This is a genomic window from Kitasatospora sp. NBC_00458, assembly GCF_036013975.1.
GTDB lineage: Bacteria > Actinomycetota > Actinomycetes > Streptomycetales > Streptomycetaceae > Kitasatospora.
The window spans coordinates 5,410,048-5,432,650 of the sequence record NZ_CP107904.1 but is presented as its reverse complement, the minus strand read 5'-3'; the positions used below and the strand labels follow the sequence as shown (position 1 = coordinate 5,432,650).

General features: G+C 74.9%; 20 protein-coding genes and 1 pseudogene. 8 read left to right on the top strand and 13 right to left on the bottom strand.

The genetic code is table 11. The features are described from left to right. Positions 1-234: 234 nt before the first annotated feature. The 6 genes from OG550_RS22655 to OG550_RS22630 all read right to left on the bottom strand — a co-directional run bounded on the left by OG550_RS22655 (position 235) and on the right by OG550_RS22630 (position 8,559). Entirely contained in the window at positions 235-3,072 is a 2,838-nt protein-coding gene (locus tag OG550_RS22655) for a SpoIIE family protein phosphatase (RefSeq protein ID WP_327680337.1), read from the bottom strand. A gap of 306 nt (positions 3,073-3,378) precedes the next feature. Next, a complete protein-coding gene (locus tag OG550_RS22650) occupies positions 3,379-3,810 on the bottom strand; it encodes a (deoxy)nucleoside triphosphate pyrophosphohydrolase (RefSeq protein ID WP_327680335.1) in 432 nt (143 codons plus the stop codon). 36 nt (positions 3,811-3,846) lie between these two features. Beyond that, positions 3,847-4,029 (bottom strand): SPOR domain-containing protein, encoded by a 183-nt coding sequence (locus OG550_RS22645; protein WP_327680333.1) that lies wholly within the window; start codon positions 4,027-4,029, stop codon positions 3,847-3,849. 458 nt (positions 4,030-4,487) lie between these two features. Next, positions 4,488-6,035 carry a DUF4190 domain-containing protein gene (locus OG550_RS22640; RefSeq protein WP_327680331.1) on the bottom strand — a complete coding sequence of 516 codons (1,548 nt, stop codon included), beginning with the start codon at positions 6,033-6,035 and terminating at the stop codon, positions 4,488-4,490. Positions 6,036-6,241: 206 nt separating this feature from the next. After that, complete coding sequence (locus OG550_RS22635) at positions 6,242-7,057, bottom strand: methyltransferase domain-containing protein (RefSeq protein ID WP_327680329.1); 816 nt, start codon at positions 7,055-7,057, stop codon at positions 6,242-6,244. Between the two features lie 161 nt (positions 7,058-7,218). After that, positions 7,219-8,559 carry a hypothetical protein gene (locus tag OG550_RS22630; RefSeq protein ID WP_327684054.1) on the bottom strand — a complete coding sequence of 447 codons (1,341 nt, stop codon included), beginning with the start codon at positions 8,557-8,559 and terminating at the stop codon, positions 7,219-7,221. A 226-nt stretch (positions 8,560-8,785) separates the two neighbouring features. Between OG550_RS22630 and OG550_RS22625 the strand changes: the two are divergent. Beyond that, positions 8,786-9,948, top strand: a pseudogene (locus tag OG550_RS22625) (dihydrofolate reductase family protein). A 74-nt stretch (positions 9,949-10,022) separates the two neighbouring features. Then, positions 10,023-10,721 carry an HAD-IA family hydrolase gene (locus tag OG550_RS22620; RefSeq protein ID WP_327680327.1) on the top strand — a complete coding sequence of 233 codons (699 nt, stop codon included), beginning with the start codon at positions 10,023-10,025 and terminating at the stop codon, positions 10,719-10,721. Between the two features lie 90 nt (positions 10,722-10,811). Here OG550_RS22620 and ychF read toward each other — a convergent pair whose 3' ends face one another. Beyond that, entirely contained in the window at positions 10,812-11,885 is a 1,074-nt protein-coding gene (gene ychF / locus OG550_RS22615; RefSeq protein ID WP_327680325.1) for a redox-regulated ATPase YchF, read from the bottom strand. Between the two features lie 75 nt (positions 11,886-11,960). Further along, a complete protein-coding gene (locus OG550_RS22610; RefSeq protein ID WP_327680324.1) occupies positions 11,961-12,353 on the bottom strand; it encodes a VOC family protein in 393 nt (130 codons plus the stop codon). 115 nt (positions 12,354-12,468) lie between these two features. On the opposite strand from OG550_RS22610, the gene OG550_RS22605 reads away from it, so the two are divergent. Next, on the top strand, positions 12,469-13,125 hold the full coding sequence (locus OG550_RS22605; protein WP_327680322.1) for a DUF6542 domain-containing protein: 657 nt from the start codon (positions 12,469-12,471) through the stop codon (positions 13,123-13,125). Positions 13,126-13,279: 154 nt separating this feature from the next. On the opposite strand, the gene ppgK is transcribed toward OG550_RS22605, so the two are convergent. Next, on the bottom strand, positions 13,280-14,026 hold the full coding sequence (ppgK, locus tag OG550_RS22600) for a polyphosphate--glucose phosphotransferase (protein WP_327680320.1): 747 nt from the start codon (positions 14,024-14,026) through the stop codon (positions 13,280-13,282). 148 nt (positions 14,027-14,174) lie between these two features. Further along, positions 14,175-15,152: a 4-hydroxy-3-methylbut-2-enyl diphosphate reductase gene (locus OG550_RS22595; RefSeq protein ID WP_327680318.1), complete on the bottom strand. Its 978-nt coding sequence runs from the start codon at positions 15,150-15,152 to the stop codon at positions 14,175-14,177. Between the two features lie 87 nt (positions 15,153-15,239). On the opposite strand from OG550_RS22595, the gene OG550_RS22590 reads away from it, so the two are divergent. The 4 genes from OG550_RS22590 to OG550_RS22575 all read left to right on the top strand — a co-directional run bounded on the left by OG550_RS22590 (position 15,240) and on the right by OG550_RS22575 (position 19,023). Next, positions 15,240-16,583 (top strand): APC family permease, encoded by a 1,344-nt coding sequence (locus tag OG550_RS22590; protein ID WP_327680316.1) that lies wholly within the window; start codon positions 15,240-15,242, stop codon positions 16,581-16,583. Positions 16,584-16,628: 45 nt separating this feature from the next. Then, positions 16,629-17,849, top strand: coding sequence for an exodeoxyribonuclease VII large subunit (gene xseA, locus OG550_RS22585; protein WP_327680314.1), 1,221 nt, complete (start codon positions 16,629-16,631; stop codon positions 17,847-17,849). A 104-nt stretch (positions 17,850-17,953) separates the two neighbouring features. After that, positions 17,954-18,229, top strand: a complete 276-nt coding sequence (locus OG550_RS22580) for an exodeoxyribonuclease VII small subunit (protein ID WP_327680312.1) — start codon at positions 17,954-17,956, stop codon at positions 18,227-18,229. 191 nt (positions 18,230-18,420) lie between these two features. Beyond that, positions 18,421-19,023: a malonic semialdehyde reductase gene (locus OG550_RS22575; RefSeq protein ID WP_327680310.1), complete on the top strand. Its 603-nt coding sequence runs from the start codon at positions 18,421-18,423 to the stop codon at positions 19,021-19,023. 112 nt (positions 19,024-19,135) lie between these two features. On the opposite strand, the gene OG550_RS22570 is transcribed toward OG550_RS22575, so the two are convergent. Next, positions 19,136-19,651: a DUF4245 domain-containing protein gene (locus tag OG550_RS22570; RefSeq protein WP_327680308.1), complete on the bottom strand. Its 516-nt coding sequence runs from the start codon at positions 19,649-19,651 to the stop codon at positions 19,136-19,138. 236 nt (positions 19,652-19,887) lie between these two features. Between OG550_RS22570 and glpX the strand changes: the two genes are divergently transcribed. Then, on the top strand, positions 19,888-20,928 hold the full coding sequence (gene glpX, locus OG550_RS22565) for a class II fructose-bisphosphatase (protein WP_327680306.1): 1,041 nt from the start codon (positions 19,888-19,890) through the stop codon (positions 20,926-20,928). Between the two features lie 168 nt (positions 20,929-21,096). On the opposite strand, the gene OG550_RS22560 is transcribed toward glpX, so the two are convergent. Both OG550_RS22560 and OG550_RS22555 read right to left on the bottom strand, forming a co-directional pair. Then, complete coding sequence (locus OG550_RS22560) at positions 21,097-21,453, bottom strand: WhiB family transcriptional regulator (protein ID WP_327684052.1); 357 nt, start codon at positions 21,451-21,453, stop codon at positions 21,097-21,099. 348 nt (positions 21,454-21,801) lie between these two features. Beyond that, entirely contained in the window at positions 21,802-22,503 is a 702-nt protein-coding gene (locus tag OG550_RS22555) for a DUF1707 SHOCT-like domain-containing protein (protein WP_327684050.1), read from the bottom strand. Positions 22,504-22,603 lie beyond the last annotated feature (100 nt).

Sequence of the window (22,603 nt, the reverse complement as noted above, 5' to 3'; positions counted from 1 at the left end):
CCTCCAAACCCGCGACCGTCCGGATGTCGAGAAGACCGAGTATTCATCATCGAGGGGTACGTTCACACGCCCTCAACATCACAACATCAGATCGGGCGAAGGTTTTTGTCCTACCGCCCGCGCAACCACAATGCCACGCTCGCGCCCCCTGCCGGAGCGCGCGCTCCCCCCGGCCGCCTCCCGGCATATGCAGCAACGTTCTCCTCGCGGTCCGCTCGCCCGTCCGCCGGGGCCCTACTCGGCTTCCGACTCGTGGGGCTCACTACCCGGCAGCGCCTGCTCGAACCAGACGACCTTGCCCATGCCCTCGGCCCGGGCCCCCCAGCGCAGCGCCAGCCGGCGGACCAGCTCCAGCCCCCGGCCGCCCTCGTCCGCCTCGGCCGCGTGCCGCTCCCGCGGCGGGTCGGGAAGCGGGTCGGAGATCTCCACCAGCAGCGTCTCGCCGAGCGTCAGCCGCACCCCGATCGGTGCGCTCGCGTACCGGACGGCGTTCGTGACCAGCTCGCTGACCAGCAGCTCGGCGGTGTCGGTGAGCTCCTCGACCCCCCACTCGACCAGCGTCGCGCGCACCAGCCGACGGGCCCGGGAGACGGCGGTCGGCTCGGCGGGCAGCGTCCAGCCGGCCGTCGGGGTACCGGCCTGCCCGTGGCCCAGCCGGGCCAGCAGCAGCGCGACGTCGTCCGGCTCGCGGCCCTGCTCCATGGTGTCCAGCACCGCCTCGCAGGCGGCCTGGATCGACGCGTACGGCGCCTCCAGCACGGTGAGCAGGCGACCCAGACCCACGTCCAGGTCCTTGTCCCGGGACTCCACCAGGCCGTCGGTGCAGAGTGCCAGCAGGCTCCCCTCCGGGATCTTCAGCTCGACCGCCTCGAACGGGACGCCGCCGACCCCGAGCGGGGCCCCGGACGGCAGCTCCAGGATCCGTCCGGCCCCGCCGAGCAGCGGGCCGCCGGTCCGGGTCGGTTCGTCGGCCCCCTCTCGCGGCACGATCAGCACGGGCGGGATGTGACCGGCCTTGGCGACGGTCAGGGTGGCGGTCGCCGGGTCGAACACCGCGTACACGCAGGTGGCGAGCAGCGCCTCGTCCGGCCCCTGGGCGAGGTCGTCGGCCAGCTCGTGGACGTGCCTCAGCAGCACGTCCGGCGGGAGGTCCAGGGCGGCCAGCACGCGGACGGCGGTGCGCAGCCGCCCCATCGTCGCGGCCGCCCGCAGCCCGTGGCCCATCACGTCGCCGACCACCAGCGCGGTGCGGTCGCCGGGCAGCGGGATGACGTCGAACCAGTCGCCGCCGACCTCGGTGCCGCTGCTGCCCGGCACGTACCGGTAGGCGACCTCGACGCCGGTCGGCTGCGGGACCTGCTGCGGGAGCAGGGTGCGCTGCAGGGTCAGCGCGGCGGTGCGCTCGCGGGCGTACAGCCGGGCGTTGTCCAGCGAGGACCCGGCCCGGTCGGCGAGCTCGACGGTGAACGCCAGGTCGTCGCGGTCGAAGCCCTCCCGGTAGCCGGCCCGGCTGACCAGCAGCAGGCCGATCACGATGCCCCGGGCGCGCAGCGGCACCACCAGCATCGAGTGCACGCCCAGGTCGTGCGCCGCCTGCATCTTCGGGTCGCCCGGGTAGGTGACGTCGCTCAGCTGGTCGGCGCCGGAGAGCAGCTCGGGCACGCCGGTGCGCAGCACCCGGCCGCAGGCGGAGTCCTCGGCGAAGGTGATCCGGGCGCCGCGGCGGAGCATCACCTCCACCTCGGGGCCGTCCTGGACGGAGGCGGTGCCCAGCTGGAGCAGCGAGGTGCGCCGGTCGTGTCCGTGCCGGGGCAGGTCGTCACCGTGCGCGACGGCCTGCAGCAGGATCACCGCGGCGTGGTCGGTCAGCCGGGGGACCACGGCGCCGGCCAGTTCCTGGGCGATCCGCGAGGCGTCCAGCAGGTCGCCCACCCGGGAGCCGAACTCGTTGAGCAGCGAGAGCCGGCGCCGGGCGTGCTCGACCTTGGCCACCGCCCGGTAGCGCTCGGTGACGTCCATGACGGTGCCGGAGATGCCGAGCACCCGGCCGGCGCGGTCGGTCATCCGGCTGTAGGAGATCGAGCGGTAGCCGGAGCGGGCGGTGATCGGCGAGGCGAGGGTGACGTCGATGACCGGCTCGCCGGTGGCCAGCACCTGGCGCTGGATCGCGGTGATCTCGTCGGCCGCCCGCTCCGGCAGGGTCTCACCGGTGGTGCGGCCGACGTGGTCCTCCGGCACGACGCCGTTCATCTCGGCGAGGGTCTGGTTGACCGCGGTGTAGCGCAGGTCGGTGTCGAGGATCGCGATGCCCAGCGGGGACTGCTCGAACAGCGCGTCCCGGACGGCGAGGTCGCGCTCCACCGCCCGGACGGTGGCTGCCTCGGCCAGGTTGACCTGCAGGAACGGGGTCCCGTCGCCGTCGACGAGCAGCGAGATCCGGGCGTCGACGAGCACCGGCTCGCCCTCCCGGTCGCGCAGCTCGGCCAGGCCGGACCAGCGGCCGTTGCGCAGGGTGTCCTGGATCGCGGCGCGGATCCGGACCACCTGCTCGGCGTCCGGGATCAGCTCGTCGATCCGGCGGCCGACCAGCAGTTCGTTCGGCCAGCCGAGCAGTTCCTCGGCGGCCGGGCTCCACAGCACCACGCGGCCCGCGGTGTCCAGGATCGCGATGGCCACCTTCACCACGTCGAAGAGGGTGCCCTCGGGCTGGCCGGCGCCGCCGGGGCCGGGGCGCGCTCCGGGCTCCGGCCGGGGGCCGGTCCCGCGGGGGGCGGCCGGGGTGCCGGCCGGGGTGCTCCGCGGTCCGCCGGGGAACGGCCGGCCGGGGCGGCTGCGGACGTTGCTCGACGGCGCCGCGTCGGGCACCACCAGGGAGGGCGCGGGCTGGGCCTGCGCCGGGCCCCCGGGTCCGGCGCCCTCGCCGCGCCGGCGGCCGGCCGGGGGCTGGGCGGCGCGGTCCTCACCGCGGTCGGCGGCGCGGCTCGCGCCGCGGCGCAGCCGGGCCCGGGCGGCGGCGCTCCCCCCGGCGCCCGCCCGTCGCGCTCCCCCGCCACCGTGATCGGTATTCGACACCGACGGGGCCTCCGGCTCTGGTCGGGATCGGCGTCGCCGGCTGGGGGCGGCTCACCGATGGTGACGAATAGTGCCGAAAAGTGACATACCCAGCAGAACCAAGGCTATCCCGGACGGCGCGTCGTCTTTTTCGATTGCCGACCCGCCGCCGCACGCGTCGCGCGGGCGGGCCGCCCCGGCCGGGCCGGATCCGCCCGCGGGCGGGACGGCGCGCCGGCAGGGCCCGGGGGCGGCCGGGGAGCCGTCGGGGGCGCTCCGGGACGGTTCGGGACGGCGGGGAGCGCGGAGGCCGGGGCGGGCGGCGGGTCAGGGTGCCAGGAGGCGGGCGACGTCCGGGAGCACGGCGCGGTCGTGGTCGATCCAGTCGACGTCGGACAGCTCGGCGGGCCCGAGCCAGCGGAGCTCGTCGTGGTCCTCCAGCGGGCGCGGGTCCCCGGAGAGCAGTTCGGCGGCCCAGAGCCGCAGCTCCAGCCCCGGCCGGACCAGCCACGAGCCGGGCAGCCGGGTGAGCGCCCGGGCCCGTACGCCCAGCTCCTCCATCAGCTCGCGCTCCAGCGCCTGGGTCTCGGTCTCGCCGGGCTCGGCCTTGCCGCCGGGGAACTCCCAGCGGCCGGCCACCTCGGCGGGCGCGCTCCGGCGGGCGGCGAGCACCCGGCCCCGGTGGATCAGCGCGCCGCCGACGACGATCCGGTTCCCCGCCGCGCCACCCGCGGCCTGCTGGTCGATGGCGTTGTCCATGGCCGACGACCCTAGCCTCCCGCCGGGCCGGTCGGGCTACTCGGCCGGTCCCCGCGTCCGCGAAGCCCCGGCGGGCTCGGCCTCGACCCAGTACAGCTGCTTGTGGCCGCGCGCCTCGAACTCGGCGGCCAGCCGTTCGGCCGCCTCCCGTCCGACGCCCCCGACGACCAGGAAGCGGTTGCCGTGGTCGTCCTGCCGCATCACCCGAAAGGTGTCCATGGCGGCCAGCGTAGGGCGTGTCCGCGAAGCCGCGTCGGACCGGGCAGGGGCGTCGGGCGCCCGGCTGGGCGTGCGCCCGGATCGTCCTCGTGCTGGACGTACTCGGGCGATTCGGGCGTGCGTCCGAGCGGGATGCCCGGCGTCGCGGCCCGGCGGGACGTCGCCGACACACCCGAGCCCGTCCGGCCGGGCTCCGGCGGGGCCGCGGGGCCCGACCCCGGCCCGCGTGGGGGTCGGGTCGGGGCCGGGCCCGCTCGGGACGCTACGCCCGGTTCGCTACCGGCACGTACGGGCGCGGTTAACGGCCGGTAAGGAAGTTACCACCGGGTAGCCGCCGCCCCTCCGAGCAGCGCGCGCGACCGGACCGGACGCGCGCGGGCCGGGAGCGCCCGGCGGACCGGTCGGCGGCGGCCGGGCCGGTGCCCCCGCCGGGCCCCGGTCCGCCGGGCCCCGGCGCCTCAGACCTGGAGCTTGGCGATGTGCTCACCCGTCTGCAGCCCCAGCTCGCGCCGGACCGCCGTCGCCCCCTTGTCGCTCTTCGCGATCAGCGCCTCGGCCCGCCGCACCTCGCGCTGCAGGGTGGCGTCGTCGACGGACCGGGCGGCCGCGTCCCAGGCGTTGGCGGCCTCCAGCTGGTCGGCGGCCAGATCGGCCAGCATCGGCTTGACCGCCGCCGGCCAGACCGCGGTGGGGCTGACGACGTCCGCGGCCTCCTTGCGGGACGCCGCGGCCATCTGCCGGGCCCAGGAACGGAACGCGGCGGGCTGGACGGAGACGTCCGCCTCCGGCCGCTTCGCGTACACCCGCTCGTAGGCGCGGACGGCCTCCAGGTAGGTGATCTGGCCGGAGTTCAGGCTGCCCCGGTCGGTCCGGACGGTCCCCAGGTGCTCGGCCGCGGTGTCCTCGAAGAGGCAGACGATGTCGCGGTCACCCGCCGACCAGTTCTCCCGGCCCGGGTAGAACTGGGTCGCGAGCATCCCCTCGGGCACCGCCCAGAAGTCGAGGGCGTACGCGTCGCGGACCGGCTCGCAGAGCTCGACGGCACGGTCGCGCACGGTGATGTCGCCCGGGTACTCGGGGCTCCCGGCGCCGGGCATCGGGACGATGCCGACCACCTCCGCGTGGTGCGGCGCCGCGCAGGGCACCTTGGACACCCAGAAGACGAGGCCCACCGTGTCGTCCGGCTCCGGGCCGCCGCCCACCTGGTTGAAGCAGTCACCGGTCCGCAGGCTGTCCCAGGAGACCGCGCCGGCCGGCCGCGGCGGCATGCGGCTCTCCTGCTCGGCCTGGATGCCGGTCACGAAGACCCCCATGAACGCGACCAGGGTGACGATCACCCCGAACACGCCGAGGACCAGGCCGGTGACCGCCAGGCCCCGGCCGCGCTGGTTCCGCCTCGGGATCTGGACCAGCGCGACGATCGCGAGGACGAGGGCGAGCGGCCAGAGGCAGAACACGCTGGTGACCAGGGCCGCGACGGCGAACCCGTTCGTCCCCGTGGGGGTCGGCGGGTAGGCGAAGCCGGACTGGAACCCGGACTGCGCACCGGGCGGGACGGCCGCCCAGCCGGAGGCCGGCGGGGCGGCGAACGGCGGCACACCCGGACCGGACGCGGCGGGGGCCACGGGGGCACCCGGCGCGGCGGCACGGGCGGTGCCGTCCGGAGCCGCCCACGGGTCGGCGGGGGCGGCCTGGCCGGCCTGGCCGGCGACGGCGGCGGGGACGGCCCACGGGTCGGCCGGGACCTCCCCGTCCGCCGACCCGGCCGACGGCCCGGGCTCGGGTGCAGGCTCGGGTGCGGGCTCGGGTGCGGCGGCGGGTGCGGGCACGACGGCGAGCGCGGGTGCGGGTGCCGGCACTGCTGCGGGTGCGGGCGCGGGGACGGTCCCGGGTTCGGCGGGTTCGGGTTCGGCGGCCGGTCCCGCAGCCGGACCGGACACCGGCTTGGTCAGCTCAACCCGCGGGTCCGCGGGCCGCGGCACGTCGTCGGGCTCGGGCTTGGACACGTACGACTCCCCCGGCCCGCAGGTCGCGGGCCCTACTCGGCAGTTCGGTCGGAAGGCCCGCGGGCGGACCGCCGCGATCGGAGGATCGCCGTGGTCGGAGCGGGCCCGTGGGAACAGGCGCGCGACTCTACCCGATCTTGAGGAACACTCACCCGTGCCTTTCCGCCCGACGCCGCCCCGCGCCCCGGCCCCGTCCCGGCCCCGCCTCAGCCCCGGGCCAGCACCTCGCCGTGCAGCATCGCGAACCAGCCGTCGCCGGCGGCCGCCCACTCCCGCCACCCGGCCGAGATCCGCTCCAGCTCGGCCTGCTCCGCGTACCCCTCGGCCACCGCCGTCCGCGCGATGCCGGAGTCCACGATCCGGTCGGCCCACAGCCCGCCCCACCACTCGCGCCGCTCGGGCGTCGCGTACGTCCAGCTGCCGGACGTGGCGGTGACGTCGGTGAACCCCGCCGCCCGAGCCCAGGACAGCAGCCGGCGCCCGGCGTCCGGCTCGCCGCCGTTGGCCCGGGCGATCCGCCGGTACAGGTCCAGCCAGCGGTCCAGCTCGGGGGACTCGGGGTACCAGGTCATGGTCGCGTAGTCGACGTCCCGGACCGCGACCACGCCGCCCTCGGCGGTGACCCGGCGCATCTCCCGCAGCGCACCCACCGGATCGGTGACGTGCTGCAGCACCTGGTGAGCGTGGACGACGTCGAACTCGCCGTCCGCGTAGGGCAGTCGGTGCACATCGGCGACCTCGAAGACGACGTTGCCCACACCGCGCCCCGCGGCGTGGCGGGCGGCCGCCTCCAGCACCTCGGCGGAGGTGTCCACGGCCACCACCCGGCCGCCCGGGCCGACCAGTTCGGCCAGCTCCGCGGTGATCGTGCCGGGGCCGCAGCCGATGTCCAGCACGGCCTGTCCGGGCCGCAGCTCGGGCTGCAGGTAGGCGGCGGAGTCGGCCACGCCCCTGGAGCGGTGCGAGCGCAGCACGGACTCCTGGTGGCCGTGGGTGTAGACGGCGGGCTTCGGTGCGGTCATGGTGGCGTCCCCCTCGGGTGCGATCGGCTCCTCGACGCCTCCGACGCTACTCCTCGTCCCGCATGACGAGAAGGATCGTCTCATATGCCGAACGCTTCGCAGGCATGCGAAAGCCCCCGGCCGCACTCGGCGGCCGGGGGCCGATCGCACCGCGCCGCAGGTCAGCTGACGGTGAACCAGGTGCTCCGGGACTTCTTCCACTCCGGGTGGGTGAGGTCCTTGGCCTGGGTGCCGTCGCCGTAGAGGTCGGCCGAGCCGTCGTCCGTGATCAGCTGCGCCCGCGCGCCGGGGACGGTGAGGTCCGGGACGTCCACCACGGCCTCCCAGCCGCCCGCGTCGGTGGTGGGCAGGTCGAGCACCTTGACCGGCTGCGAACCGGGCTGCCCGTCCCAGCGGTAGAGCGCGTACGGGTCCGAGTTGTCGTCCGCCGCCCAGGACCCGGCCACGATCAGGTACTGGCCGAGCGCGTTGCGCCGCAGGTCGCGGACGGAGAGCCCGCCGAGGTTCAGCTCGATCGGCTCACCGAACGTCGCGTGCACCGAACCACCGGGCAGCGAGGAGAAGTTGGTGACCGGCACGATCAGCGCCCGGCCGCCGGTGACCGCCGGGGCGAGCGGCGCCCGGAAGCCCACGTACGCCGTGGTGGTGCTGCCCGGCGCGAACTCCAGCCCCTCCACGTTGAACCCGTCGATCTGCTTGGGCACCTCGCCGGACGCCGCGCCCGCCGCGAAGCCGTAGCGGTCGCCGTGCGCGCGGTCCCAGGCGATCAGGTCCGCGCGCAGCCCCTTGTACGAACCCGCGAGCGCCAGCTGGGTGGTGGCGCCGGAGCCGGTGACCGTGGTGGCGAACACGGTCTGCCGGTCCGCCTTGATCTCGCCGTCCTTGTTGTTGCCGAGCGAGCCGGTCCAGTAGATCGTGTCGCCGACCCGGGCGGCGCCCTCGATGTCGATCTCCTTGGAGACGCCGAGCGCCGACCCGAAGTCCCAGGTGCGGAGCGGCGCCCCCGAGGCGTTGCGGTCGTACAGCCGCAGCACGTTGGACTCGTCGTCGGCCACCACGACGTACCCGCCGCCCGCGTCCACCGCCGCCGAGGCGTCGCTGGAGCCGGTCAGGTACCGGCTCGCGGACGGGAACTGCACCGCCGGCGAGGCCGCGTAGTGCAGCGTCTTCGACGCGGTCTTGCCGCCCAGGCCGGTGACCTTCACGGTGAGGTCGGTGTAGCCGACGCCCTGCGCGGCGACCGCCAGGGTCCGGGCGGTGCCGGTGCCGGTGACGGCGACGTCGCCGGTCCGGGCCACCGAGGTGCGGGTGCTCGCGGTGGCGGCCACGGTCAGCGCCGAGGCGGCGGCGCCGCTCTGGGCCACCGTGACGGTGACGGTCGGGTCGCCGGTGGCGCCGACCGCGCCGGACAGGTACCCGGCGGAGAGCGTGATCGTCGGGGTGCCGTAGGACGCGGCGGAGACGGGACCGGCGGGCAGCGCCAGCAGCGGCAGCGCGGCCACCGCGACGGCGAGCGGCAGCAGACGGCGGGACGGGCGGGAGGGACGCGGACGGGACACGGTGACAGCCCTTCGACGTGGGGCGGTGCGAGGTCCGGACCAGGGTGGGGCCCGTCGGCGAACGCCGCCCCGACAGCAGCGGGCCACCGGGCGAACAGCGTCCCTCGCCCGGACCCGTCCCTCCGCCGGGGCCGTACCGTGGACGGACACCCGAGAGGACGGTTCCACGATGCCCGGCCCCCGCCCCTTCGTCCTGCTGAGCGCCGCGATGTCGCTCGACGGGTACCTCGACGACGCCTCGCCCGAGCGGCTGCTGCTCTCCGGCCCGGCCGACTTCGACCGGGTCGACGCGGAGCGCGCCGCCTGCGACGCGATCCTGGTCGGCGGCAACACCCTGCGGGCGGACAATCCCCGGCTGCTGGTCAACGACCCGGAGCGGCGGGCCGCCCGGCGCGCGGCCGGGCGGCCGGAGTACCCGCTGAAGGTGACGCTCAGCGCGAGCGGCCGGCTGGACCGGTCGCTGCGGTTCTGGCACACGGGCGGCGAGCGGCTCGCCTACACCACGGACACCGGCGCCGCCGTCCTGCGCCCGGCCCTGGACGGGCTGGCCGAGGTGGTGGCGCTCGGCGCGGAGGTCGGCCTGGGCGCGGTGCTGGACGACCTGGGCGCGCGCGGGGTGCGCCGGCTGATGGTGGAGGGCGGCAGCGGGGTGCACACCCAGTTCCTGGCCCAGGGGCTGGCCGACGAGCTCCAGCTGGTGGTCGCGCCGCTGCTGGTGGGCGACGCGGGTGCGCCGCGGTTCGTCGGCCCGGCGGCCTTCCCCGGCGGACCGGGCCGCCGGATGCGGCTGCTGGGGGCCCGTACGGTGGGCGACGTCGTCCTGCTCAGGTACGCCCCGAAGGAGCCCAGCCCGTGACCGACCCGCGCCCGTCCGCCGACCCGCGCCCGTCCGCCGATCTCGCCTTCCTCCGCCGGGCGGTCGGGCTCTCCCGCCGCTGCCCGCCCTCCGCCACCGCGTTCTCGGTCGGCGCGGTGGTCGTCGGCGCCGACGGCACGGTGCTCGCCGAGGGCTGGAGCCGCGAGACGGATCCGCACGACCACGCCGAGGAGGCCGCGCTCGGCAAGCTCCCGCCCGGCGACCCCCGGCTGCGCGGCGCGACCGTCTACAGCTCGCTGGAGCCCTGCGGGCAGCGCGCCTCCCGGCCCTCGCCGTGCGCCCGGCTGCTGATCGCGGCGGGCGTCCCGCGAGTGGTGGTGGCCTGGCGCGAGCCGGCCACCTTCGTCGCCGACACCCAGGGTGCCGCGCTGCTGGAGGCGGCCGGCATCGAGGTGGTGGAGCTGACCGAGCTGGCCGAGGAGGCCCGCGCGGTCAATGCGCACCTGCTGGGCTGATCTTTTGTATCCTTATTAAACAATCAGCTCACATTACTCGGTCCTGAACGACCTGCCCCGCGAGGAGCCGCCCCATGCCCGCCACCCCCGACTCCTTCACCGCACCCGCCCCTCTCACCGCGCCCGCCTCCTTCACCGTCCGCGCCCTCCTGCTCGACATGGACGGCACCCTGGTCAACTCCGACGCCGTGGTCGAGCGCTGCTGGCGGCGCTGGGCCGACGCACAGGGCATCGACCCGGCCGAGGTGCTGGCCGTCGCCCACGGCCGCCAGGGCCACGCCACCATGGCGGCCCTGCTGCCCGACCGCCCGGTGGAGCTCAACCTCGCCGACAACGCCCGGATGCTCGCCGAGGAGAAGGCCGACACCGACGGCGTCGTCGCGATCCCCGGCGCCGCCGCCTTCCTCGCCGCCCTGGCCGACCTCCCGCACGCCCTGGTCACCTCGGCCGACGAGCCCCTCGCCCGGGTCCGGATGGCCGCCGCCGGCCTCCCGGTCCCGGCCGTCCTGGTCACCGCCGAATCGGTCGGCGCCAGCAAGCCCGACCCGGAGGGCTTCCTCAAGGGCGCCGCCGCCCTCGGCTTCGCACCCGCCGACTGCCTCGCCTTCGAGGACTCCGGGGCCGGCATCGCCGCCGCGAGGGCCGCGGGCGTGCCGGTCGTCGGCATCGGCCCGCGCGCCACCGCCCACGGCCCCGCGGCCCACGCGGCCACCCTGGAGACGGTCACCGTCACCCCGGGCCCCGACGGCACGATCACGGTCACCGTCGCCTGACCCCGGCCGGGGCCTGCGCCCCGGGAACCACGACCGCCCGGCCGCCGCACGAACGCGGCGGCCGGGCGGTCCCGGTCACGGAACGGGGCGTCAGACGTTGAAGCGGAACTCCACGACGTCGCCGTCCTGCATGACGTACTCCTTGCCCTCGATGCGGGCCTTGCCCTTGGAGCGGGCCTCGGCGATGGAGCCGGTCTCGACCAGGTCGGCGAAGGAGATGATCTCCGCCTTGATGAAGCCCTTCTGGAAGTCGGTGTGGATCACACCGGCCGCCTCGGGGGCGGTGGCGCCCTTCTTGATGGTCCAGGCGCGGGCTTCCTTGGGACCGGCGGTGAGGTAGGTCTGCAGGCCGAGGGTGTCGAAGCCGACCCGGGCGAGGGTGGCCAGACCGGGCTCCTCCTGGCCCATGGCCTGCAGGAGCTCCAGGGCCTCGGCGTCGTCCAGCTCGATCAGCTCGGACTCGATCTTGGCGCTGAGGAAGATGGCCTCGGCCGGGGCGACCAGCTCGCGCTGGGCGTTCTTGAAGTCCTCGTCGGCCAGCTCGTCCTCGTCCACGTTGAAGACGTAGAGGAAGGGCTTGGCGGTCAGCAGGTGCAGCTCGCGGATCGGAGCGGTGTCGAAGCCCGCCTCGAAGAGGGTCTTGCCGGTCTCCAGGACCGCCTGGGCGGCCTCGGCGGCGGCCAGGACGGGGGCGGTCTCCTTCTTGAGGCGCGCCTCCTTCTGGAGCCGGGGCAGGACCTTCTCGATGGTCTGGAGGTCGGCCAGGATCAGCTCGGTGTGGATGGTCTCGATGTCGTCCTTGGGCGACACCTTGCCGTCCACGTGCACGACGTCCGGGTCGGTGAAGGCCCGCACGACCTGGCAGATCGCGTCGGACTCGCGGATGTTCGCGAGGAACTTGTTGCCCAGGCCCTCGCCCTCGCTGGCGCCGCGGACGATGCCGGCGATGTCGACGAAGTCGACGGTGGCCGGGAGGATGCGCTGCGAGCCGAAGATCTCGGCGAGCTTGGTCAGCCGCTCGTCCGGGACGCCGACGACGCCGACGTTCGGCTCGATGGTGGCGAACGGGTAGTTGGCCGCCAGCACGTCGTTCTTGGTCAGGGCGTTGAACAGGGTCGACTTGCCGACGTTCGGCAGGCCGACGATTCCGATCGTGAGCGACATGAAGCGCAGTCCCGTGGGCTTGGAGGAGTTGGGCCGGCCCCGGACGGGCCGATCCCCCAGTCTACGGGCAGCCGGTCAGGCCCCGACCGCCGCCGGGAGGGGCTCCAGGAACTCCAGACGGTTGCCGAGCCGGTCGCTGGAGTGGAAGCGGCGGTGGCCCGGCAGGTGGTCGTCCCAGACGACGTCGTGCCCGTGCTCCGCCAGCCGGGCGGCGAGCGCGTCCAGGTCGTGCACCTGGATGCCCGGGTGCCCCTTGCGGGCCGGCCGGAACTCCGGCACCACGCCCAGGTGCACCTCCACCCCGCCCGCGCGGAACCAGCACCCGCCGCGCGCCGCGAGCACCGGCGGCTTGGTCAGCTCGGTCATGCCGAGCACGCCGTGCCAGAACGCACGGCACTCGTCCTCCGCCCCGGCGGGGATGTCGAGCTGCACGTGGTGGAGCCGTTCGAAGCCGAAACCGCTGGTCAATGGTCCCCCCGGGGTAGTTGAGCGACGATCACACCAGTACTCCGTCCGGAGACACGGATCAAGCGCCGGGGACCCATTACACACTGTGGCGATGATCGGACCGTACGTTGGGTGGGTGGAGCAGAGCATCCGTACCCAGCCGCCAGGGCCCAGACGCCGACCGCCGAACGGCGCGGCCGGGGCCGCCGTCCCGGGGCCCGGACGGGCCCCCGAACCCGCCGAGGAGCCGACCGGGAAGGCTGGCGGGCGACCGGCGGGGAAGGGCACCGGGAAGGGCGGCCCCGCCTCCCGGCTACGCCCCGTAGCCGGCCCGCCGGAGCGGGCCCGGATCACCGGCCCCAGGCTCACCGGTCCGCGGATCGCCGGCCGGCTCTACGGGCGGCGGCGGACCGGACGGCCGACCCGGCTGACGGCGGTCGGCACCGGGGTGGCCGCGCTGGTGGCGACGGTCGCGGTGGCCGGTCTCGACCGGCTGGCCTTCGGCGGGCTCGGCGTCCTGTTCGGCGTCGGCTACCTGGTGGTCTGCTTCCAGCTGGCCGTCCGGGTCCGCTTCGCCGACCTGCTGGCCGCACCGATCAGCGGGCCGATCGCCTTCGCCGTCGCCCTGCTGCTGTTCGGCCCGGTGACCTCGTCCGGGGTGACGGCCCAGGTGGTGGCGCTGGCGACCAACCTGGCCACCCGGGCCGGCTGGCTGTTCACCGGCACCGGCCTGGCGGCCGTGATCGTGCTGGCCCGGTTCGTCGCCCAGCACCGGATCCACCGCGCGCGCTGAGGAGCGGGAAGCCGCTCCCGGCGGTCTCCCGCTCCCCGGCCCGTGACCCGGCCCGTGACCCGGCCCGTGACCTGGCCCGCGACCTGGCCCGCCGCCCGAACGCCGACGGTGTCGGCCCCCCGGGCCCGTCCGGCGGCACCCCCGGTGCGGTCGGTCAGGCGGATGCCCGGGCCGCCGCCATGGCCGCGCCGACGATCCCGGCGTCGTTGCGCAGCTCCGCCGGAACGACCCGGGCCTCCCGCCCGCGCAGCAGCGGCAGGAACTTCTCGTGCTTGCGGCTCACGCCGCCGCCGATCACGATCAGCTGCGGCGAGAACAGCATCTCCACCAGGTCCAGGTACTCGTCGACCCGCCCGGCCCACTGCTCCCAGTTCAGCCCGTGCCGCTCCTTGGCCGCCGAGGAGGCGCGCCGTTCGGCGTCCTTGCCGCGCATCTCCAGGTGGCCGAGTTCGGTGTTGGGCACCAGGGCGCCGTCCACGAAGAGCGCGCTGCCGATACCGGTGCCGAAGGTCAGGACCAGCACCACGCCCGCCTGGCCCCGGCCCGCGCCGTGGGTGGTCTCGGCGAGGCCGGCCGCGTCGGCGTCGTTGAGCACCACGGCGGGCAGGTCGAGCGCCTCGCGGAAGAGGCCGGCGGCGTCCACACCGATCCAGCCCTTGTCGACGTTGGCGGCGGTCCTGGTCTGGCCGTCGACCACCACGCCCGGGAAGGTCAGGCCGACCGGCCCCTGGTGGTCGAAGTGTCTGACCACCTCGCGGACGGCGGCGACCACGGCCTCCGGGGCCGAGGGCTGCGGGGTGAGGACCTTGTGCCGCTCCTGGGCGAGCACCCCCCGGCCGAGGTCGACCGGGGCCCCCTTGATGCCCGACCCGCCGATGTCCACACCGAATACCGCCGTCATGACGACTGCCCTCCGCCGAAGTTGTCCACAGGCCTGTGCACGGCTGTGCGTGACTGGCACAAAACTACGAGAGCCCCACCCGCCCCGCACAGCAAGGACCCGGCACCCGTACGGGGGCGACCGGGTCCTCGCGGAGCGTCTCGGCAGGTCAGAGCTTGCCCGCGGCCTCGGCGCGCAGGTCGCGGCGGAGCTCCTTGGGCAGCGAGAAGATGAGGTGCTCCTCGGCCGTCTTCACGGTGGAGACGTCGCCGTAGCCGCGGGCGGCCAGGAACTCCAGGACGCCGTCCACCAGGATCTCCGGCACCGAGGCGCCGCTGGTCAGGCCGACCGTGGTGACGCCCTCCAGCCAGGACTCCTCGATCTCCTCGGCGAAGTCCACCAGGTGGGCGGCCTTGGCGCCGTACTCCAGGCCGACCTCGACCAGGCGGACGGAGTTGGAGGAGTTCTTGGAGCCGACCACGATCAGCAGGTCGGTCTCGGGCGCCATCTGCTTGACGGCGACCTGGCGGTTCTGGGTGGCGTAGCAGATGTCGTCGCTGGGCGGGCTGACCAGCAGCGGGAAGCGCTGCTTCAGCTCGCCGACGGTGGCCATGGTCTCGTCCACCGAGAGCGTGGTCTGGGAGAGCCAGACCACCTTGGACTCGTCCCGGACCTGCACGTTGGCCACGTCCTCCGCACCGTCCACCAGGTGGATCCGGTCGGGGGCCTCGCCCATCGTGCCGACGACCTCCTCGTGGCCCTCGTGGCCCACCAGCAGGATGTCGTAGCCCTCGTCGGCGAAGCGCACGGCCTCCTTGTGCACCTTGGTGACCAGCGGGCAGGTGGCGTCGACGGTGGCGAGCTTGCCGGCCCGGGCCTCGTCGTGGACCGAGGGCGCGACACCGTGCGCGGAGAAGACCACGATCGAGCCCTCGGGCACCTCCTCCGTCTCGTCGACGAAGATCGCGCCCTTCTTCTCCAGGGTCTGCACCACGTACTTGTTGTGGACGATCTGCTTGCGCACGTAGATGGGCGCCCCGTACTGCTCCAGGGCCTTCTCCACGGCGATCACGGCACGGTCGACGCCCGCGCAGTAGCCCCGGGGAGCGGCGAGCAGGACACGGCGCTGCGCGGTGTTGGAGGACATGGCTCCATCGTACGGGCGGCGGCGTGCCGCGCCGACGTGAGTGGCGTTCCGACCGGAATCGGTCACGAGTGCTCAAATGTGAAACCTATGAGCGAGCGAGTCGAGTCCGGCGGGCTGCGGCGCAGCCTGGGCGTCCGCGATCTGATGGTCTACGGGCTGCTGTTCATCGCCCCGATGGCCCCGGTCGGCGTGTTCGGGGTGCTGGACGCCAAGAGCCGCGGCGCGGTGGCCGCGGTCTACCTGGTGGCGACCGTCGCGATGGGGTTCACCGCGTTCTCGTACGCCCAGATGGTGCGGGCGGTGCCGCAGACCGGTTCGGTGTTCGCCTACGCGCGGGCCGGGCTCGGCGAGGGGCCGGGGTTCATCGCCGGGTGGATGGCGATGCTCGACTACCTGCTGATCCCGGCGGTCGCGTACCTCTTCTCCGGCATCGCGCTGCACTCGCTGGTGCCCGGGGTGTCGCGCTGGGTGTGGACCGCGCTGGCGGTGGTGGTGACCACCGCGCTCAACCTGGCCGGGGTGCGGACGGCCGCGGCGGTCGGCTTCGCCGTGCTGGCCGTGGAGGTCGCGGTGCTGGCGGTCTTCGTGGTCTCGGCCGTGGTGGTGCTGGTCCGGGACGGCGCGCAGCGCGGCTGGGCGACGCCGTTCACCGCGGTCGGCGACTTCTCGGCGGCCGCCGTGCTCTCGGCGGTCTCGGTGGCCGTCCTCTCCTACCTCGGGTTCGACGCGATCGCGACCTTCGTGGAGGAGGCGGTCGGCGCCTCGGCCGCGGTGGCCAGGGCCGTGCTCTGGTGCCTGGTGGTGTCCGGCGCGCTGTTCGTGACGCAGACCTACCTGGCGGCGCTGCTGGAGCCGCTCACCCCGGAGCAGCTGGCGGCCGACCCGGCGGCCCAGGGCCCGGCGTTCTACGACACGGTGGAGAGCGGGGTCGGGCACTGGCTGCACGTGCTGGTCGCGGCGAGCAAGGCGGTCGGCGCGGCCTTCGCCGCGCTGGCCGGACAGGCCGCCGCCGCCCGGCTGGTCTTCGCGATGGCCCGGGGCGGGCGGCTGCCGCGCGTCCTGGCCGCCGTCGACCCGAAGACGGCGGTGCCGCGCCGGGCGCTGCTGGTGGCGGCGGCGATCACCCTGGTGGCGGCGGTCTGGGCGGCCGACCGGGACGACGGCCTCGACCGGCTGACCTCGGTCGTGGACATCGGCGCGCTCACCGCCTTCGCCCTGCTGCACGCCTCGGTGGTGGGCTGGTACGCGGTGAAGCACCACTCGCGGGACCTGCTGCGGCACGTGGTGGTGCCGGTGCTGGGCGTGGCGGTGATCGGCGCCGTGGTGTACGAGGCCTCGGGGACCGCGCAGGTGGTGGGGCTGGTGTGGCTGGGGGCGGGGTTCGTGGTCCTCCTCGTCCAGGGCGCCTCCGGCGCGGGCGTCGGCCGCTGAGCGCGCGGGAGCGCGGTGTCGGCGGGCGCCGCTAGCCTCGTACGCATGGCCAACCCCAGCTCCCCCGAAGCACCGCTCCCGGTCGGCAAGGTCTCCGCGCTGATCGGGGGCTGGATCGACCGGCTCGGCGCGGTCTGGGTGGAGGGGCAGATCACCCAGCTCAGCCGCCGGCCGGGCGCGGGCGTGGTGTTCCTGACGCTGCGCGACCCGCAGGCGGACGTCTCGCTGACCGTGACGTGCTTCCGCGCCGTCTTCGACCAGGTCGCGGACGCCGTGCAGGAGGGCTCCCGGGTGATCGTGCACGGCAAGCCGGAGTGGTACGCGGCGCGCGGCCAGCTCTCGCTGCGGGCGACCGAGATCCGGCTGGTCGGACTGGGCGAGCTGCTGGCCCGGCTGGAGCAGCTGAAGCGGCGGCTGGCCGGCGAGGGCCTGTTCGCGGCGGACCGGAAGAAGCCGCTGCCGTTCCTGCCGCAGTGCGTCGGCCTGGTCACCGGCCGGGACTCGGCGGCCGAGCGGGACGTCCTGGAGAACGCCCGGCGGCGCTGGCCGGCCGTCCGCTTCGAGGTCCGCAACGTGCCGGTGCAGGGCGTCAGCGCGGTGGAGCGGGTGAGCGCGGCGGTGCGCGAGCTGGACGAGCACCCCGGGGTGGACGTGATCATCGTGGCCCGCGGCGGCGGCAGCGTGGAGGACCTGCTGCCGTTCTCGGACGAGGGCCTGGTCCGGCTGGTCGCCGCCGCCCGGACGCCGGTGGTGAGCGCGATCGGCCACGAGCCGGACCAGCCGCTGCTGGACTTCGTCGCCGACCTGCGCGCCTCCACCCCGACCGATGCCGCCAAACGGGTGGTCCCCGACGTCGGCGAGGAGCTGGCCAGGATCCGGCAGCTGCGCGACCGGGCGCGGCGGCACGTGGTCGGCCGGGTGGACCGGGAGCAGCACGGGCTGGACGGCGTGCGCAGCCGTCCGGTGCTGGCCGCACCGCACCGGATGCTGGACGGGCGCGGCCAGGAGGTGGCCGGCCTGGTGGAGCGGGCCCGGCGCACCCTCGGGCACCGGCTGGACCACGCCCAGAGCGACCTCGGACACACCCTGGCCCGGGTGGTCGCGCTCTCCCCGGCGGCCACCCTGGAGCGCGGCTACGCCGTGCTGCAGCGCGGCGACGGCACGGTGGTGACGGATCCCGCCCAGGTCGCGGCGGGCGAGGGGCTGCACGCGCGGGTCGCGGGCGGCGGCTTCGACGTGACGGCGGCCGGCGGCTCCGGGGAGTAGCCGCGGGCCGGGCCCGTCCGGCCGGGGGACCGGGGACGGGACCGGCCGACGGGGCCGGGCGCCGGGCGTCCGTTCTGTCGGTCCGGGCCCCTACGCTGGCTCCCATGGCAGATCAGGAGCAGAACGCGACGACGTCTCCGGCCGCGGCCCCCACCGCGGACGACGCGCTGGGGTACGAGCACGCGCGGGACGCGCTGCTGGAGGTGGTCCGGCAGCTGGAGACCGGCGGCACCTCGCTGGAGGAGTCGCTGGCGCTGTGGGAGCGCGGCGAGCAGCTGGCGAAGGTCTGCCAGCGCTGGCTGGACGGCGCCCGGGCCCGGCTGGACGCGGCGCTGGCCGCCGAGGAGGACGGTCCGGCGGGCGCGACGCCCGGGGAGTGAGGCCCGCGGCACGGGGCCGGGGAGCGGGAGCCGGGCGGGGCCCGGAGCGGGGAGTCGCGGGCGGAAGGTGACGCACGTCACCTTCGCATCGGGGAACAGTTGAAAGTTCACCCATGTTGGGACCCAGTGATCGGCGAGAGCCGCTCACGCGAGACGAACCCCGTTCCTTCCTCCCCATGAGGTGCAGAAGCATGACCACCGACGCCCTGGTTCTCGACGCCGCCGCCCAGGACCTGCTGTTCCGCGAGGCCCGCACCGCCAACACCTTCACCGACGAGCCGGTCTCCGACGAGCAGATCCAGGCCATCTACGAGCTGGTCAAGTTCGGCCCGACCGCCCTGAACCAGCAGCCGCTGCGCGTCGTCCTGGTCCGCTCCGCCGAGGGCCGCGAGCGCCTGGTCCAGCACCTGTCGGACGGCAACAAGGCCAAGACCGCCGCTGCGCCGCTGACCGCCATCCTCGCCGTGGACAACGAGTTCCACGAGGAGCTGCCGACCCTCTTCCCGCACTTCCCGCAGGCCAAGGACGCGTTCTTCGCCGAGCGCCCGGTCCGCGAGGCCTCCGCCCAGATGAACGGCGCCCTGCAGGCCGGCTACTTCATCGTCGGCGTCCGCGCCGCCGGCCTGGCCGCCGGCCCGATGACCGGCTACGACGCCGAGGGCATCAACAAGGAGTTCTTCGCCGACGGCGAGCACTCGGTGCTGGCCGTGGTGAACATCGGCAAGCCGGGCGAGAACGCCTGGTACCCGCGCTCCCCGCGCCTCTCCTTCGAGCAGGTCGTCACCACCGTCTGATCCCGACGGAGACGAGAGAAGGGCCCCGCACACCACTGCGGGGCCCTTCTCGTCGTCCGGGGGACCGCCTGCGGCCGGCCGCACGTCCTGCGGCCCCGCCCGGCGGGGAGCGCTACTTGAGCGCCCGCGCCAGCTCGGCCAGCTCCTCGTAGGAGGCGGTCCCGGTGAGGACCGTGGTGCCACCGCCCTCCTGGACGGTGAGCGCGCGGGACTTCGTCCCCTGCAGCCGCTCCCAGGTCCGGCCGGCCGCCTCCGAGACGCCGTCCGGCTTGCCGCCGGCCACCGTCGCGGCGAGCACCTCGTCGCGCGGGGCGTCGCTCTGCTCCACCGCCGCGTACTGGCCGGAGGGGGTGACGAAGCCCAGGTGCCAGGCGTTGCCCTTGCCGCCGCCGAGCGACGCCGGGTTGTACGAGACCGAGGTGGCCCGCCACTGCGCGGGCAGGCCCTCGGGGGCGAGCAGGGGGTAGGGCGCCGCGCGCTTCGCCGAGGTCGCGGCCACCTTGTACTCGACCGTCCGCACCCCGTCGCCGTCCGCGTCGTGCGGAAGGAACAGGTACCCGACCCAGACCACGACGCCGACCGCCAGCATCGACAGGACCATGTCCCGTACGCTCTGCCGGCCCCTCATGCCTTTGCTCTCTCCTGCCACCCCCACATGGTGACCCATCGCTCCCCCGGCGCCACCACCCGGGGTGTCCGCGTCAGGGTGAACGGGCCTGAACCCGCCGCTTCCGCCGGCCCGTGGGGACCCGCGCCACAGACAGTCATCTCGTGGGCAGATACGATCGCAACACCCTCACCACGGCGTTCGACCAGGCAGTAGTCGGGCGCTCACTGGCCGTCGCGTACAGAGAGGTAACGACGATGACCACGCAGTACCCGCACAACCTTCCCAGCGCCCTAGAGGTGGCGCCGGAGGCTCCTGACCGGAACCTCGCCCTCGAACTCGTCCGGGTCACCGAGGCCGCCGCACTCGCCGCCGGCCGCTGGGTCGGCCGGGGCGACAAGAACGGCGCCGACGGCGCCGCCGTCAAGGCCATGCGCACCCTCGTCTCGACCGTCTCGATGAACGGCGTCGTCGTCATCGGGGAGGGCGAGAAGGACGAGGCCCCGATGCTCTACAACGGCGAGCGGGTCGGCGACGGCACCGGCGCCGAGTGCGACGTGGCGGTGGACCCGGTCGACGGGACCACCCTCACCGCCAAGGGCATGAACAACGCGGTCGCCGTGCTGGCCGTCGCCGACCGCGGCACCATGTTCGACCCGAGCGCCGTCTTCTACATGGACAAGCTCGTCACCGGGCCGGAGGCCGCCGACTTCGTCGACATCACCGCCCCGACCGCCGTCAACATCCGCCGGGTCGCCAAGGCCAAGGGCATCGCCGTCGAGGACGTGACCGTGGTCGTCCTCGACCGCCCGCGCCACCAGGGCCTCATCCAGGAGATCCGCGAGGCGGGCGCCCGCATCAAGTACATCTCCGACGGGGACGTCGCCGGCGCCATCATGGCCGCCCGCGAGGGCACCGGCGTCGACCTGCTGATGGGCGTCGGCGGCACCCCCGAGGGCATCATCGCGGCCTGCGCGATGAAGTGCATGGGCGGCGTGATCCAGGGCCGCCTGTGGCCCAAGGACGACGCCGAGCGCCAGAAGGCCATCGACGCCGGCCACGACCTCGACCGCGTGCTCACCACCGACGACCTGGTCAGCGGCGAGAACGTGTTCTTCGTCGCGACCGGCATCACCGACGGCGAGCTGCTGCGCGGCGTGCACTACCGCCAGGAGACCGCCACCACCAGCTCGCTGGTGATGCGCTCCAAGAGCGGCACCATCCGGGAGGTCCACGCCACCCACAAGCTGTCCAAGCTGCGGGCCTACAGCGCGATCGACTTCGACCGCGCCAACTGAACCCCCGGGGCCGCGCGCACACCGGCGACCGGCACGGCGCGCAACGGCGCCGCGCCGCACCGCACGGGGCGGCACGGCGGAACACGGACACGGCACGACAGGCCCGCGGCCTCGGCGAAATCCCCCTTCGCCGAGGCCGCGGGCGTCCGCGGCCTCAACGCCCCGGCGTCATCCGGCGATCCGGCGGCGCGGGACCGGCACCCGGGCCGTCTCGCACAGCTCGACGTCCCGGCGGCGGCGGCGCGCCAGCACCACCCGCCGCTCGGCCGCCGTCAGACCGCCCCACACCCCGTACGGCTCCGGCTGCGCCAGCGCGTGCTCCCGGCACTCCAGCAGCACGGGGCAGCGGGCACAGACCTGCTTCGCCTGCTCCTCGCGCGACAGCCGGGCGGCCGTCGGCTCCTTGGACGGCGCGAAGAACAGGCCCACCTCGTCCCGCCGGCAGGCCGCGGCGGTGTGCCACGGATTGTCCTCGCCCACCGGCTGCGGGGCCGGACGCCGCTCCAGCAGCTGTGCCGCGGCCACCGGCGAGGCGGCGGCGGACGGCGGCGCGGCCGACGACGGGGCGGCGGACGAGGTGGTGCGGGACTCGATCGGATGCAGCACGGCCGTACTCCTGACGAGGCTCTCGGACACGGGGAAGCTCGCTCCCCTGCCGGCTGCGGGCCCCCGTTCCTCACACCCCCCGGGCCGGCCTCAGGCCGCCTCCGATACGCAGCCGTACAAGAAGCGATGTGCCAGAGGAACTACCCCGCGGCGCCGCGATTCATGCACACTGCACGCAATCGACTACAGCCTGCACCCGAAGCAACGGCGAGTGCCCGGTCGGGAGTTGGACCCGACCGGGCACAGGGCGCACGGTGCGCATGCGGATCAGTCGGCGCCGAGCTGCTTGCGCACCCACTCCTTGAGCTTCTTGCCCTTGCGCGGCTTCGCCTCGCAGCCGCCGAACACCGCGGTGCCCTTCACCCGCACCACCGGCGCGTACGGATCGGCCGCGGTCTGCTCCTTGACGTCGAAGCCCCCGAAGATGCCGACGCCGCTGCCGTGCAGGCTGACGTTCTCCGGCACCTTGATCTCCACCCCGCCGAAGATCGCCACCACGTCGATCACCACCTCGGGCGACTCGAAGACGGCGTCGGTCAGGTCGATCTCCACCCCGCCGAAGATCGCCACCGCCCGCAGGCTCGAACCCACCCGCCACCGGCCCTTGCGGGACGCCCCGCCGAAGACCGCCAGCATGGTCGGCGCCTCCGAACGGGCCGGCAGCCGCACCGGGCCGGACGGCCGGGATCCGGCGCCCGCCGCCGGGGAGCCCAGCGGCGGCTTCTCGAAGGAGACCTCCCGGTCCAGCGGGAGGTCCCGGGTCAGCGGCGCGAGGTCGCCGAGGGTCTTGGCGGAGTAGGCCGCCTCGATCCGCTCGGCGTGCTCGTCGACGTCGAGCCGCCCCTCGGCGTAGGCGTCGCGCAGCAGCTCCGCCACCCGCTCCCGGTCGGCGTCCGAGGCCCGCAACTCGGCCTCCGCCACCGGCGCGTGGCCGGTCCGGGCGGGCGGCTGCGGCGCCTGCTTGGTCATCGGTATCGGCGACTGCCCCCGCGGCGCGGGCGACGCACCCTGGTCGTCGTTCTGATCGTCCATCGACGGCGAGTTGTCCACGGGGCAAGCCTAGCCACCG

Excerpts from the sequence above, each read along its gene's own strand:
- OG550_RS22650 (WP_327680335.1), bottom strand. The coding sequence starts at position 3,810 with ATGGACAACGCCATCGACCAGCAGGCCGCGGGTGGCGCGGCGGGGAAC.
- OG550_RS22645 (WP_327680333.1), bottom strand. The coding sequence starts at position 4,029 with ATGGACACCTTTCGGGTGATGCGGCAGGACGACCACGGCAACCGCTTC.
- OG550_RS22635 (WP_327680329.1), bottom strand. The coding sequence starts at position 7,057 with ATGACCGCACCGAAGCCCGCCGTCTACACCCACGGCCACCAGGAGTCC.
- OG550_RS22620 (WP_327680327.1), top strand. The coding sequence starts at position 10,023 with ATGCCCGCCACCCCCGACTCCTTCACCGCACCCGCCCCTCTCACCGCG.
- ychF (WP_327680325.1), bottom strand. The coding sequence starts at position 11,885 with ATGTCGCTCACGATCGGAATCGTCGGCCTGCCGAACGTCGGCAAGTCG.
- ppgK (WP_327680320.1), bottom strand. The coding sequence starts at position 14,026 with ATGACGGCGGTATTCGGTGTGGACATCGGCGGGTCGGGCATCAAGGGG.
- OG550_RS22595 (WP_327680318.1), bottom strand. The coding sequence starts at position 15,152 with ATGTCCTCCAACACCGCGCAGCGCCGTGTCCTGCTCGCCGCTCCCCGG.
- OG550_RS22590 (WP_327680316.1), top strand. The coding sequence starts at position 15,240 with ATGAGCGAGCGAGTCGAGTCCGGCGGGCTGCGGCGCAGCCTGGGCGTC.
- xseA (WP_327680314.1), top strand. The coding sequence starts at position 16,629 with ATGGCCAACCCCAGCTCCCCCGAAGCACCGCTCCCGGTCGGCAAGGTC.
- OG550_RS22580 (WP_327680312.1), top strand. The coding sequence starts at position 17,954 with ATGGCAGATCAGGAGCAGAACGCGACGACGTCTCCGGCCGCGGCCCCC.
- OG550_RS22575 (WP_327680310.1), top strand. The coding sequence starts at position 18,421 with ATGACCACCGACGCCCTGGTTCTCGACGCCGCCGCCCAGGACCTGCTG.
- OG550_RS22570 (WP_327680308.1), bottom strand. The coding sequence starts at position 19,651 with ATGAGGGGCCGGCAGAGCGTACGGGACATGGTCCTGTCGATGCTGGCG.
- glpX (WP_327680306.1), top strand. The coding sequence starts at position 19,888 with ATGACCACGCAGTACCCGCACAACCTTCCCAGCGCCCTAGAGGTGGCG.
- OG550_RS22555 (WP_327684050.1), bottom strand. The coding sequence starts at position 22,503 with ATGACCAAGCAGGCGCCGCAGCCGCCCGCCCGGACCGGCCACGCGCCG.